The 12,882-nt window shown below is 66.4% G+C and carries 14 protein-coding genes; 8 read left to right on the plus strand and 6 right to left on the minus strand.

The features are described 5' to 3' along the window. Nucleotides 1-32: 32 nt before the first annotated feature. The 7 genes from iscU (at nucleotide 33) to iscX (ending at nucleotide 4,307) form a co-directional block, all read left to right on the plus strand. A complete protein-coding gene (gene iscU / locus F7R26_RS06305; protein WP_006160178.1) occupies nucleotides 33-434 on the plus strand; it encodes a Fe-S cluster assembly scaffold IscU in 402 nt (133 codons plus the stop codon). A gap of 31 nt (nucleotides 435-465) precedes the next feature. Then, nucleotides 466-786 (plus strand): iron-sulfur cluster assembly protein IscA, encoded by a 321-nt coding sequence (gene iscA / locus F7R26_RS06310; RefSeq protein WP_017229301.1) that lies wholly within the window; start codon nucleotides 466-468, stop codon nucleotides 784-786. A gap of 28 nt (nucleotides 787-814) precedes the next feature. Beyond that, nucleotides 815-1,048 (plus strand): DUF3565 domain-containing protein, encoded by a 234-nt coding sequence (locus F7R26_RS06315; protein ID WP_150983836.1) that lies wholly within the window; start codon nucleotides 815-817, stop codon nucleotides 1,046-1,048. 112 nt (nucleotides 1,049-1,160) lie between these two features. Beyond that, the gene (gene hscB / locus F7R26_RS06320) at nucleotides 1,161-1,679 is read left to right on the plus strand and encodes a Fe-S protein assembly co-chaperone HscB (RefSeq protein ID WP_150983837.1); all 519 of its coding nucleotides are present in this window, start codon (nucleotides 1,161-1,163) and stop codon (nucleotides 1,677-1,679) included. Nucleotides 1,680-1,802: 123 nt separating this feature from the next. After that, nucleotides 1,803-3,665 (plus strand): Fe-S protein assembly chaperone HscA, encoded by a 1,863-nt coding sequence (gene hscA / locus F7R26_RS06325; protein WP_150983838.1) that lies wholly within the window; start codon nucleotides 1,803-1,805, stop codon nucleotides 3,663-3,665. Between the two features lie 42 nt (nucleotides 3,666-3,707). Beyond that, nucleotides 3,708-4,046: an ISC system 2Fe-2S type ferredoxin gene (gene fdx, locus F7R26_RS06330; RefSeq protein ID WP_150983839.1), complete on the plus strand. Its 339-nt coding sequence runs from the start codon at nucleotides 3,708-3,710 to the stop codon at nucleotides 4,044-4,046. A gap of 66 nt (nucleotides 4,047-4,112) precedes the next feature. After that, nucleotides 4,113-4,307: a Fe-S cluster assembly protein IscX gene (iscX, locus tag F7R26_RS06335; RefSeq protein WP_150983840.1), complete on the plus strand. Its 195-nt coding sequence runs from the start codon at nucleotides 4,113-4,115 to the stop codon at nucleotides 4,305-4,307. Nucleotides 4,308-4,367: 60 nt separating this feature from the next. On the opposite strand, the gene F7R26_RS06340 is transcribed toward iscX, so the two are convergent. The 4 genes from F7R26_RS06340 to prfB form a co-directional block, all read right to left on the minus strand. After that, on the minus strand, nucleotides 4,368-5,129 hold the full coding sequence (locus F7R26_RS06340) for a glycine zipper 2TM domain-containing protein (protein ID WP_150983841.1): 762 nt from the start codon (nucleotides 5,127-5,129) through the stop codon (nucleotides 4,368-4,370). Nucleotides 5,130-5,401: 272 nt separating this feature from the next. Beyond that, a complete protein-coding gene (gene lysS, locus F7R26_RS06345; protein WP_150983842.1) occupies nucleotides 5,402-6,940 on the minus strand; it encodes a lysine--tRNA ligase in 1,539 nt (512 codons plus the stop codon). Between the two features lie 40 nt (nucleotides 6,941-6,980). Then, entirely contained in the window at nucleotides 6,981-7,751 is a 771-nt protein-coding gene (locus F7R26_RS06350; RefSeq protein ID WP_150983843.1) for an SDR family oxidoreductase, read from the minus strand. Nucleotides 7,752-7,849: 98 nt separating this feature from the next. Next, a protein-coding gene (prfB, locus tag F7R26_RS06355) for a peptide chain release factor 2 (protein WP_144409746.1) occupies nucleotides 7,850-8,954 on the minus strand; the annotation gives its coding sequence in 2 pieces (ribosomal slippage) (nucleotides 7,850-8,872 and nucleotides 8,874-8,954; 1,104 coding nt in all). A 211-nt stretch (nucleotides 8,955-9,165) separates the two neighbouring features. On the opposite strand from prfB, the gene F7R26_RS06360 reads away from it, so the two are divergent. After that, on the plus strand, nucleotides 9,166-9,885 hold the full coding sequence (locus tag F7R26_RS06360; RefSeq protein WP_150983844.1) for a peptidoglycan DD-metalloendopeptidase family protein: 720 nt from the start codon (nucleotides 9,166-9,168) through the stop codon (nucleotides 9,883-9,885). A 21-nt stretch (nucleotides 9,886-9,906) separates the two neighbouring features. Here F7R26_RS06360 and recJ read toward each other — a convergent pair whose 3' ends face one another. Together recJ and F7R26_RS06370 are read right to left on the minus strand one after the other, a co-directional pair. After that, nucleotides 9,907-11,604 carry a single-stranded-DNA-specific exonuclease RecJ gene (recJ, locus tag F7R26_RS06365; RefSeq protein ID WP_150983845.1) on the minus strand — a complete coding sequence of 566 codons (1,698 nt, stop codon included), beginning with the start codon at nucleotides 11,602-11,604 and terminating at the stop codon, nucleotides 9,907-9,909. 26 nt (nucleotides 11,605-11,630) lie between these two features. Beyond that, a complete protein-coding gene (locus tag F7R26_RS06370; RefSeq protein WP_150983846.1) occupies nucleotides 11,631-12,755 on the minus strand; it encodes a hypothetical protein in 1,125 nt (374 codons plus the stop codon). Nucleotides 12,756-12,882: the final 127 nt, after the last annotated feature.

Genomic DNA, 12,882 nt, shown 5'->3' on the forward strand with positions numbered 1-12,882 from the left:
CATAAATACCGATACGCCAAGAGGTAGCCAAAATGTCATACAGCACCAAGGTTCTCGACCACTATGAAAACCCCCGCAACGTTGGCTCGTTCGACAAGAACGACGATGCCGTGGGCACCGGCATGGTTGGCGCGCCCGCTTGCGGCGACGTCATGAAGCTGCAGATCAAGGTCAACGAAGCTGGCGTGATCGAAGACGCCAAGTTCAAGACCTATGGCTGCGGCTCGGCCATCGCGTCCTCCTCGCTCGTGACCGAATGGGTCAAGGGCAAGACCGTGGATCAGGCACTGGAAATCAAGAACACGCACATCGCCGAAGAACTGGCGTTGCCGCCGGTGAAGATCCACTGCTCCATCCTGGCCGAAGATGCCATCAAGGCAGCGGTCGAGGACTACAAGAAGAAGCACGAAGGCGCCGAACAGAAGGCCGCCTGATTTGCGCGTTCAATCAAGGGATGAAGCAGCGATGATCACGCTTACCGAGAAGGCCGCCAAGCATGTGGCGCGCTACCTGGACCGCCGGGGCAAGGGCGTTGGCCTGCGCCTTGGCGTCAAGACCACCGGCTGCTCGGGCCTGGCCTACAAGCTGGAGTACGTCGACGACCTGTTGCCGGAAGACAGCGTGTTCGAGTCGCACGGCATCAAGGTGATCGTCGATCCCAAGAGCTTGCCGTATATCGATGGCACCGAGCTCGATTTCGCGCGTGAAGGCCTGAACGAGGGGTTCCGCTTCAACAACCCCAACGTCAAGGATGAGTGCGGTTGCGGAGAGTCGTTCCGGGTTTGAGCGTGCTGGCATCAGCACGCCGGATACGATGAAACGCAGCATTGTCGGCTTTCACCAGGACGAGGAAAGCCACTGGGTGGCGGAACTCGATTGCGGGCATGGCCAGCATATGCGCCATGATCCGCCCTGGCAGATGCGTCCGTGGACGCTGACGCCGCAGGGGCGTGCGGCCAGGATGGGCGAGCTGGTGAACTGCCTGAAATGCGATCGGGCGGAGCCGCCGGCTGATTGGGCGGGCAGCGGCGCAAAGCGCGCTGCCTGACCGGATCGGCCGCCACATTGCTGCGGCCTGTGCCGCGCGGTCAGCGCGCCGCTTTCACGCTGAAGGAAGTTCAAAGGGGCGGCGCAGCCGCTCCTTTTTGTTGGGGAAGGTGTTGAAAGACGATTATTTCGCGCTGTTCGGCCTGCCGGTCGGATATGCAGTCGACGAGGCGGCGCTGGACGCCGCCTACCTGACCGTGCAATCGCAGGCGCACCCGGATCGCTTCGCCAATGCCGGCGATGCCGAGCGGCGCGTGGCCATGCAATGGGCCGCGCATGCCAACGAGGCGTACCGCACGCTGCGCCAGCCGCTCAAGCGCGCGATCTACCTGCTGACGCTGCGTGGTGTGGACATCCAGGCTGAGAGCAATACTGCCATGGCGCCCGCCTTCCTGATGCAGCAGATGGAATGGCGCGAGGCCCTGCAGGAAGCAGTTGAAGAGAAGGATGTCGCGCGCCTCGATGCGCTGCTGCGTGAGTTGCGTGGCGAGAAGCGCGAGCGCCACGCGGCGCTGGGTGCGCTGCTCGATGCCGGCGATAACGCGGGTGCCGGCAGCGCGGCCAGGCAATTGATGTTCATCGAGAAAATCGAGCACGACACCAGCGAGGCGATCGACCGCCTGGAAGGCTAGGGTCCCGAGGGACTCCAGCGCCGCCAGGCAAGTTCGCCCCAGCCATGCCACAATGGCGCCCCGGCGCAAAGCCGGCCTGTGCGACGGGCCGTTTTTGCCACCGCACAATATAGAAGATTCATCATGGCACTGCTCCAGATCTCCGAACCCGGCATGTCGCCGGCACCCCACCAGAAGCGGCTCGCGGTCGGCATCGACCTTGGCACCACCAATTCGCTGGTGGCAGCGGTTCGCAACAGCATTCCCGAAGTCCTGACCGACGAAAGCGGCCGCGCGCTGCTGCCTTCGGTCGTGCGCTACCTGCCCAAGGGTACGCAGATCGGCTACCGCGCGCAGGAAGAAGCGGTGCACGACCCCAAGAACACCATCGTCTCGGTCAAGCGCTTCATGGGGCGCGGCCTGCGCGACGTCGCACATATCGAGCACAGCCCCTACGATTTCGTCGACGCGCCCGGGATGGTGCAGATCAAGACCGCGGCCGGCGTGAAAAGTCCGGTGGAAGTCTCGGCGGAAATCCTGGCCACGCTGCGCCAGCGTGCCGAGGATTCGCTTGGCGACGAGCTCGTCGGCGCGGTGATTACGGTGCCCGCCTATTTTGACGACGCCCAGCGCCAGGCCACCAAGGATGCCGCGCAGCTCGCCGGCCTTGAAGTGCTGCGCCTGCTCAACGAGCCGACCGCGGCAGCCATCGCCTATGGCCTGGACAACGCTTCCGAGGGCATCTACGCGGTGTACGACCTCGGCGGCGGCACCTTCGATATCTCCATCCTCAAGCTCAGCCGGGGCGTGTTCGAAGTGCTGGCCACCGGCGGCGATTCCGCACTGGGCGGCGACGATTTCGACCAGCGCCTGATGTGCTGGATCGTCGAGCAGGCTGGCCTGCAACCGCTGTCTGCCGAAGATATGCGCCTGCTGATGGTGCGCTCCCGCGCGGCCAAGGAAGCGTTGTCGTCGGCTGATTCGACCGTGATCGATGCCGTGCTGAACAGCGGCGAGATCGTGCACCTGACGCTGCCGGCCTCGACCTTTGTCGAGCTGACCGCGCCGCTGGTGCAAAAGACCCTGTCGCCTGTGCGCAAGGCGCTGCGCGATGCCGGCGTCGCGGCGGACGAGGTCAAGGGCGTCGTGCTGGTTGGCGGCGCAACCCGCATTCCTTCCATCCGCAAGGCGGTGGGAGATTTCTTCGGCCAGCCGCCGCTGACCAACCTCGACCCGGACAAGGTCGTGGCCCTGGGCGCGGCCATGCAGGCCAACCTGCTGGCCGGCAACGGCGCCCCCGGCGAGGACTGGCTGCTGCTGGACGTGATCCCGCTATCACTGGGCGTGGAAACCATGGGTGGCCTGGTCGAGAAGATCATTCCGCGCAACAGCACCATCCCAGTCGCCCGCGCGCAGGAATTCACCACGTTCAAGGACGGCCAGACGGCCATCGCCATCCACGTGCTGCAAGGCGAGCGCGAACTGGCGAGCGATTGCCGCTCGCTGGCGCGCTTCGAGTTGCGCGGCATCCCGCCGATGGTGGCCGGCGCCGCACGCATTCGCGTGACGTACCAGGTTGATGCCGACGGGCTGCTGTCGGTCTTCGCGCGCGAGACGCAATCCGGTGTGGAGGCGACCATCACCGTCAAGCCGTCCTACGGCCTCGCCGACGACGAGATCGCCCGCATGCTACAGGACAGCTTCCGTGAAGCCGAGCACGACATGAAGAGCCGTGCGCTGGCGGAGGAACGCGTGGACGCCGCGCGCCTCATCGAAGCCACGCGCCGCGCGCTGGAACTCGATGGCGACCTGCTCTCGGCCGAGGAACGTGCCGACGTGGAGCGCCTGATCACGGCCGCGAGCGACATTGCCGCAGGCGAAGATCACCACGCCATCAAGACAGCGGTGGAAGCGCTGTCCCGCGGCACCGACGAATTCGCCGCCCGCCGGATGGACCGCTCGATCAAGAGCGCGCTGGCCGGTCGCAAGGTGCAGGACCTGGGCTGATCCCCGAGGCCAATCGCACCCTATTTATATCCAGGACATTCCATGCCACAGATCATCGTATTGCCCCACGTCGAACTCTGCCCCGAAGGGGCTGTGTTCGAGGCCAAAGCCGGTACCAGCATTTGCGACGCGTTGCTCAGCAACGGCATCGAGATCGAGCACGCCTGCGAGAAGTCCTGCGCGTGCACCACCTGCCACGTGGTGGTGCGCGAGGGCTTCAACTCGCTGGAAGAGGCCGAAGAGAAAGAGGAAGACCTGCTCGACAAGGCCTGGGGCCTGGAGCCCAACTCGCGCCTGTCCTGCCAGGCCCTGGTGGCCGACAGCGACCTCACCGTGCAGATCCCCAAGTACACGATCAACCATGCCAAGGAAGAGCATTAAGCGCGGCGCGCTTGCCGGCTTGCTCGCCTGACCAGAGTTGACCAGAACTGACCGGAGAGAATACCCATGAAGTGGACCGACACCTACGAGATCGCCGCCGCCCTGTACGACAAGTACCCGGACGTGGATCCCACCACCATCCGCTTCACCGACCTGCACCGCTGGGTCATGGAGCTGGACGGCTTTGCCGATGCGGCCGATCGCTCGGGCGAGAAGATTCTGGAAGCGATTCAATCCGCCTGGATTGAAGAAGCGGAATAAGGGCCGGAACGAAAAAAAACCGCGGAAACGCGGTTTTTTTTCGCCGTTGCGGATGCCGGTTCAGCCAGCGACCAGCTGGCCATCCTGCATGTGCACACGTTCCCCGATCTGCACGCCCGGATCGGCTTGATACGTGAAGGTGCGGTGGCTGCCGTTGTCCATCTGCACGCGGACCTGGTAGCTGGTGTCCTTGCGCACGGTCTTCTCGATCTGGTTGCCGGCAAAGCCGCCGCCCACGGCACCGGCCACGGTGCCCAGGATACGGCCATTGCCCTTGCCGATCTGGTTGCCGAGCAGGCCGCCGATGACCGCGCCGCCTACCGCGCCCAGGCCAGTGGCCGGCTTGGGCGCTTCGATCGGGGTGATGGCGACGACGCGGCCGGCATACGCACTGCCTTGCGCCGGCTGGCGTTCGGCATAGGCGCCGTTGTCATTGCGGCTGGCCGCGGGGCCATAGCCTGCATCGCGGCTGGCGCTGCTGCGCTCCTGGGCGCGGCGTGCAGCGGGTGCCGGTGCCGGTGCGGCCGGGGCAACGGGCGCCTGCGCCAGGTTCGCGGCATCGGGCGGCCGCGTGGTGCTGCCCGGCGCCGGCAGTTGCGCGGTGTCGGCGCCATTGGCGGCGACAGGCGCGGTCAGGGACGGCTGCGATCCCTGCATGGCCTTGCTGGTAGGCAGCACGCCGGTCATGGCGGCGACCGCTGTCAGGCTGGCGATCACGATGGCTACCGCGGCGGCGCCGACCAGCGGATGCAGCCGGCGTTGGGTGGGCAGGGAAGCGGGCATGGCAGGCTCGTTGGATTGGTGCAAGGTCGGATTCGACATATTGTTTTCCTCGCAAAACGCAGCCGGTCAGGGGTACTGATGGCTAGCGATTCGATGGACCTAGTTTGGCCCAATTCACTGCCATTTTCCGTTTGAATTTGTAAGTTTCTGTAGGCTGAAATCTTCTTTTAAATCATGAGCTTGGCTGCAAAAATGCATGGCCTTCTCGGCCTGTGTTTGTAACAAACTCGCTGCCACAAGCAAAAAGCCCCACCAAAAATCGGTGGGGCTTTTTGCTGTGCGCGGCGGCCCGGCGAGGCCGTCGCGCCGCGTCAGTCCTCGCGGCGCAGATGCGGGAACAAGATGACGTCGCGGATGTTCGGGCTGTCGGTCAGCAACATCACCAGGCGGTCGATGCCGATGCCGCAGCCGCCCGTCGGGGGCATGCCGTATTCCAGCGCACGGATGTAGTCGGCGTCGAAGTACATCGCTTCTTCGTCGCCCGCATCCTTCTGGTCGACCTGCTTGCGGAAGCGCTCGGCCTGGTCTTCGGCGTCGTTCAGCTCGGAGAAACCGTTGGCAATCTCGCGGCCGGTGATGAACAGCTCGAAGCGCTCGGTGATGCCCGGCTGGGTATCCGAGGCGCGCGCCAGCGGCGAGACTTCCACCGGGTAGTCGATGATGAACGTCGGCTCCCACAGCTGGCTTTCGGCGGTTTCCTCGAACAGCACCAGTTGCAGCGTGCCCAGGCCCGCGTTGAGGAATTGCGGGGCGCCGGTGTTGATGCCGAACTTCTTCAGCTCGGCGCGCAGGAATTCCGTATCGGCCAGTTGCGCGTCGGTATATTGCGGCGCGAACTTCTGGATGGCCTGCGTGATGGTGAGGCGATGGAACGGCTTGGACAGGTCCAGCTCGCGGTCCTGGTAGGTCAGCACGGCGCTGCCGCGCGCGTCGATCGCGGCCTGGCGGATCAGGTCCTCGGTGAAGTCCATCAGCCAGCGGTAGTCCGTGTAGGCCGCGTAGAACTCCATCATGGTGAACTCAGGGTTGTGGCGCGGGCTCACCCCCTCGTTGCGGAAGTTGCGGTTGATCTCGAACACGCGCTCGAAACCGCCCACTACCAGGCGCTTCAGGTACAGCTCGGGCGCGATGCGCAGGAACATCTGCATGTCCAGCGCGTTGTGGTGGGTGATGAACGGCTTGGCCGTGGCGCCGCCCGGGATCGGGTGCAGCATCGGCGTTTCGACTTCCATGAAGTCGTTGCTGGCCATGTGCCGGCGCAGCGAGCTGATGGCGTTGGTGCGGGCGCGGAAGGTGGCGCGCGTTTCCGGCGACACGATCAGGTCCACATAGCGCTGGCGGTATTTCTGTTCCTGGTCGGCCAGGCCATAGTAATCACCGGGCAGGGGGCGCAGGCTCTTGGACAGCAGGCGCAACTCGGTCACCGCCACCGACAGCTCGCCGGTCTTGGTCTTCATCAGCGTGCCGCGGGCGGCCACGATATCGCCCAGGTCCCATTTCTTGAAGGCGGCGTACACGTCTTCACCAATCGCATCGCGGCTGATGTAGAACTGGATGCGGCCCGAGCCGTCCTGCACGGTGGCAAAGCTGGCCTTGCCCATCACGCGCTTGAGCATCATGCGCCCGGCGATGGCGACTTCCACCGGGGTGGCTTCGAGCGCGGCCTGCTCGGTCTCGCTGTACTGCGTGTGCAGCGCGGCGGCCTGGTGGGTCGGGCGGAAGTCGTTGGGGAAGGCCGGGCCTTGCTGACGCAGGGCCTGGAGCTTCTCGCGCCGTTCCGCGATGATCTTGTTTTCGTCGGCTGCGGCCGGGACGTTGGTCTCGGCGGGAGCGCGGTTGGATTCGGTCATGATGTCTTGGTGAGTCGCCCGGGCCAGGCCCGCGCGAGGTTCATGTATTGCGGATGTCGTCGAGCTCGGTGCTGCCGAAGTCAGGCCGCTCCAGGTACGCAGCGATACGCTGCGCGGTATCGTCGGGCGAGGCCAGCTGATCGTTGTCCTTGAGGTCGCGGAAGCGCTGCACCTGCGCAAAGTCGGCGTTGCGGATGGTGGCCTGCATGCCGGTATCGACCACGCCCGGCGCCAGCGCGACCGCGCGCACGGCGCGTTCCGCCGGCGCCTGCGCGTATTCGGCGTTGATGGAGCGCACGAACATGTCCAGGCCCGCCTTGCCGGCGCAATAGGCGCTCCAGCCCTCGACCGGGCGGCGCGCCGCGCCGGAGGAGATCGCCAGGATCTTGCGCGGGCAGCCAAAGCGCTCGGTGTGCGAGAGGAAGGCCGCGGTCATGGTCATCGGCGTGGCCAGGTTGGTCAGCAGATGCTGCACCAGCGCCGGTTCGCGCAGGTTGGCGATGGGGCCGATCGGATCGATCATGCCCGCGTTCAGGATCAGCGTGGCGCTGGCAAGCGTTTCGTCGACGACGTCGAGGACGCTGCCAAGCCAGGTTGCCGACGGGCCGGCTTGGGAGAGGTCTTGCAAGTGCCAGGCTACCTTGACGCCGCTGGCGGACGCCGCCCGTTCCAGCTCGGGATTGCGGCTGCGGGACACGCATACCAGGCGGTTGCCCGGTTTGAGCAATGCCTGCGTCAGCGAGGCACCGAGCCCGCGCGAGGTGCCCGTGATGATGATCAGATGCGTTGCTGCGGTCGATGCTGCGGTCATGGTCAGGATTGTCCCGGCAGGTGAGTGGCCGCACCTGCCGCCGCCACACGCCGATCCTTGCCGGGGGCGCGTGGTGGCGGCGTGGCGCCGCTGCGTGGTTACAGCCCTTGCTTCAGGCTGGCTACGATGAAGGGATCCAGGTCGCCGTCCAGCACCTTCTGCGTGTTGGACATTTCCACGTTGGTGCGCAGATCCTTGATGCGGCTCTGGTCCAGCACGTACGAGCGGATCTGGTGGCCCCAGCCCACATCGGTCTTGGACGACTCCAGCTTGTCGGCTTCGGCCTGGCGCTTGCGCATTTCGTGCTCATACAGCCGCGACTTCAGCATCGACATGGCTTCGGCGCGGTTGCGGTGCTGCGAGCGGTCGTTCTGGCACTGCACCACAATGCCGGTCGGGATGTGCGTGATCCGCACGGCCGAATCGGTCTTGTTGATGTGCTGGCCGCCCGCGCCGGAGGCACGGTAGGTGTCCACGCGCAGGTCCGCCGGATTGACGTCGACCTCGAACGATTCGTCGACCTCGGGGTAGACGAAGACCGACGAGAACGACGTGTGGCGGCCGCCTGACGAATCGAACGGCGACTTGCGCACCAGGCGGTGCACGCCGGTTTCCGTGCGCAGGTAGCCGAACGCGTACTCGCCCTCGACCTTGATCGTGGCGCTCTTGATGCCCGCCACGTCGCCTTCCGACTCTTCCAGCACTTCGGCCTTGAAGCCCTTGCGCTCGCAATATTTCAGGTACTGGCGCAGCAGCATCGACGCCCAGTCGCAGGCTTCGGTGCCACCGGCGCCGGCCTGGATGTCGATAAAGGCGTTGGCCTGGTCCATTTCGCCGGAGAACATGCGGCGGAATTCCATGTCGGCGACGATGGCCTCGAAGCCGGAAACGTCGGTTTCGATGGCTTCCAGCGTGTCGTCGTCGCCTTCTTCGCGGGCGAGCTCGAACAGCTCGTCGGCACCGCTAAGGTCGTCCGTGAGCTTGCTGAGCACGCCGACCACGCCCTCCAGCATTTTCTTTTCCTTGCCGAGATCCTGGGCCCGCTTGGGGTTGTTCCAGACCTCGGGGTCCTCGAGTTCGCCGTTGACTTCGTCGAGTCGTCCTACTTTGACATCGTAGTCAAAGATACCCCCGTAGATCTTCCGTTCGCGAACGGAGATCAGAGATGGCACCGGAGATGGCGTTGAGGCGTTCTGCTTCCATGATGTTCCTGCGCTTTCAAAACCTTGAATTATAGCGGATCGGGGGCTTTTGCCCCGGCTCTGATCGCGTCTGTTGCGCGATTTCGAACGGTTTGCCCCCTGGAGGGTCTACAGTTGCGGGTGCGTCATGGCAGACTCGAACGCGCCGCCGGCCCAGGGCCGGGCATCCGGCAGGCTTCAAGTTAAGGACAGGGAGGGACGATAAGTACGTGATGAAGCAAAGCAACCACGACAAGACGAGCGCGCGGCGCCGCGCGCTTGGCCTGCTGGCCGCCGCCGCGGCGTGCCTGGCCGCCGGCTGCGGCACCCTGGCCAGCGAACCCGCGCCCGACGGTTACTACCGGGTGCAGAGCGGCGACACCTTGTACACCGTGGCCCGGCGGCACAAGCGCTCGGTGCGCGACCTGGTGCGCTGGAACCAGCTGCCCAGTGCGGACCGGATCGAAGTCGGGCAACTGCTGCGGGTCCGCCCGCCGGCTGGCGCCAGCGCCGGCACGGCTGCCGGCAACGGCCCGGTGGCGGTCGGGGACACCCCGCGGGTGGACAACAGCGCGCCGTCGCGTGCGCCCGCCACCAGCATCCGCCTGCAATGGCCGGCCGACGGCCGCGTGACCGCCGGCTACGGGCCGCCTGCCAGCAAGGGCCTGCGCATCAACACCGCGCCCGGCAGCGTGGTGCGCGCGGCCGCCGCCGGCAAGGCCATCCACGTCGGCGACCTGCGCGGCTACGGCATGCTGGTGATCGTCAAGCACGACGACAACTGGCTGACGGTGTATGGCAACCTGGACAAGCCCTCGGTCAGCGAGGGCGCGCAGGTAGCCAGCGGGCAGGAGGTCGGGCGCATGGGCACGGCCGACAGCGAGCTGCATTTCGAAGTGCGCAACAACGGCAAGCCGGTGGATCCGGCGGGGCTGCTGCCGTCGCGTGGCTAAGCCACCCGCTGGCCGAGCGCGCTACTGCGCGTGCTCGATCACCATCTGTACCCGTGTGATGCCGTTGAAGGTGTTGTTGTCGAGCCGGTAGGCCACCAGCGCGCTGGCGCCCAGCGACTCCGCATGGTTGAACCAGATCGCGTCGAAGCGCTGGCTGCCGCGCCCTAGCTGCAGCTTCAGGTGCTTGCCCTTGAGCACGCTCTGGCGCAGCACGTCGAATTCGCCGCAGAAGGTGGGTGCCGGGAAGCCCTGGCCCCAGACCTGCTGCTCCAGCAGCGAGACGAATTCCGGGCTGAAGCAGGCATCCTCGATGTCGCCATCGGTCTCGATCACCCGCGCCAGCTGCTCGTCGCTCAGCCATTCGCGCCCCACCGCCTCGAACGCTTCCATGAACTGCTCGAAGCTGTCGGCGCTGAGGGTCAGGCCCGCCGCCATGGCGTGGCCGCCAAACTTCTTGAGCAGGCCGGGATGGCGCTTGGACACCAGGTCCAGCGCATCGCGCAGGTGAAAGCCCGGGATGGAGCGGCCCGATCCCTTGATCGTGTCTTCGTCGCCCGGGGCGAAGGTGATGGTGGGGCGGTGGTATTTTTCCTTGAGCCGCGAGGCCACGATGCCGATCACGCCCTGGTGCCAGGTGTCGTTGAACACGCTGACGGTAAAGCGCGCGGCCGGATCCAGCGCGCCTAGCGGGCCTTCCAGGATCTGCAAGGCTTCCTGCTGCATGCCGGCTTCGATATCGCGCCGCTCGCGGTTCATGCCGTCAAGTTCCTGGGCGATCTCCCAGGCGCGGTTGGCGTCGTCGGTCAGCAGGCACTCGATGCCTAGCGACATGTCGGCCAGCCGCCCTGCGGCGTTCAGGCGCGGACCCACGCCAAAGCCCAGGTCGAAGGTGTTGGCGCGCGTGGCCTCGCGCCCGGCGGCGCGGAAGAGGGCGGCCACACCGGCGTGCATGCGGCCGGCGCGCATGCGCTTGAGGCCCTGCGCCACCAGGATGCGGTTGTTGCTGTCGAGCTTGACCACGTCGGCGACCGTGCCTAGCGCAACCAGGTCCAGCAGGGTGTCCAGGCGCGGCTGGGTCTGCGCGTCGAACACGCCGCGGCGGCGCAGTTCGGCACGCAAGGCCAGCAGCACGTAGAACATCACGCCCACGCCCGCCAGGTTCTTGCTGGGGAACTCGCAGCCGGGCTGGTTGGGGTTGACGATCACCGCCGCGTCGGGCAACTGGTCGCCGGGCAAGTGGTGGTCGGTCACCACCACGTCGATGCCGAGCGCATTGGCTGCCGCCACGCCGTCGACGCTGGCGATGCCGTTGTCCACCGTCACGATCACATCCGGCTGCTGCCTGGCGGCCAGCGCCACGATCTCCGGGGTCAGGCCGTAGCCGTACTCGAAGCGGTTGGGCACGATGTAGTCGATGCGTGCTCCCAGCATGCGCAACCCGCGCACGCCCACCGCGCAGGCGGTGGCGCCGTCGCAGTCATAGTCCGCCACGATCAGCAGGCGCCGGCCCGCGGCGATGGCGTCGGCAAGGTAGGTGGCCGCGTGGTCGATGCCTTTCATGGCCGCCGGCGGCACCAGGCCGGGCAGCTCGGTGGCGAGCTCTGCCGGCTCGCGCACGCCGCGTGCCGAGAGGATGCGTGCCAGCGTGGGATGCAGGCCGAACCCTGCCAGCTTGCCAGCGTGCTCGGTGGAAAAAGAGCGAACAGCGATTTTTGTCATTGCGGGGTCTTGCGGAAAACCAGGGGTCAGGCGGCATAGGCGAGGTCGGACAACAGCGCGCGCCAGTCGCCGCGCTGGCCCAGGCCGCGCCAGAACTTGCGCAGGTCGGCGCGGCGCACGGTGAACTCGGCGTAGTGGTTGTCGCCGGACAGCATGAGCGTGACCGCCTGCAACTGCCCGGCTTCGAGGGCGGCCAGGGCGGGCGCGAACCATTCGGCGTCGAGCGTGTGCATGCGCTCGATCCACAAGCCCCAGTCCTGGGCGATATGGGACTCGATGGCGTCGTCCAGCAGAACCATGGCGCTGCCCTGCATCGCCTGGATTGCCTTGAAGCGCGGCGGCTGGGGCTGGCATGCCGCGCCACCGGCCAGCGCCAGGCCGCGCAGGAAGGCGTCGCCGGTCAGTACCGTGTCCGCCAGGCGCGGCACCGGCTGCAGGGTGCCGCCGCCATGGAGCCAGACCGAATTGATGGAGAACTCTCCCGCGGCTTCCCTGGCCTGGTTCACCGGGTGGTCGTACCAGGTCATCTGGATTTCGTTCTGGATCCGGCGCCAGTCGCGGGCGCGCTCGCCGGCCTGCATCCACACATCGATATTGCGGCCGGTGGCCCGCAGCGGGCTGGCGGCCACAAGTGGCCCGAACACGGCTTGCGGGATGTACCAGCGCGCCGGGTGCGGTGTTTCAAGCACAATGCCGGATTCCTGCAGCAGCGCTGCCACCGCGGCGTGCAGGGCGGCGGACTCCTCGGCCCGGATATGCAGCTGAGCCGGGTCCATCAGCACCAGGTGGTCGCGCGCGGCATGGATATGCACCGGCTGCAGGCAGGCCCAGGCCTGTCCATCGTCCGCCGTGGCACCGTTGCCGGCGGCGGTCGTGTCGGCCAGGCGCATGTACGGGGCGCTGGGCACACGGGCTGTGTCCAGCCCGGCGCGCCCGGCCAGCCAGCGCTCATGCGGCAGCGCACGCAGGAAGGGGTCGTCGTGTCGCTCGCGCGGGCCGGGGCTGGCGCGCGTGAGCAACTTTCCCAGCGCCGGCAACTCCAACTGCCGCAGCAGGGCTTCGAGCATGGCGTCGTTGCCCCCACCGTCGGCGTCGATCGCGGCGCCGGGCGGGACAGAAAAGGGCACAATCAGGGTCAGGTGCGTCATCATGGTGCCGAGATTGTAAACTTGCGGCTGGCTGGCGGCGGAAATATCGTCCCCGGCCCGGCTGCGACAGTGGCGCGAGCGGCGCCCCGGGTGAGCGGCCAGCAAGTCATCAGCGGCGTCGGCGGTGTGG

The organism is Cupriavidus basilensis (assembly GCF_008801925.2).
Lineage (GTDB): Bacteria > Pseudomonadota > Gammaproteobacteria > Burkholderiales > Burkholderiaceae > Cupriavidus > Cupriavidus basilensis.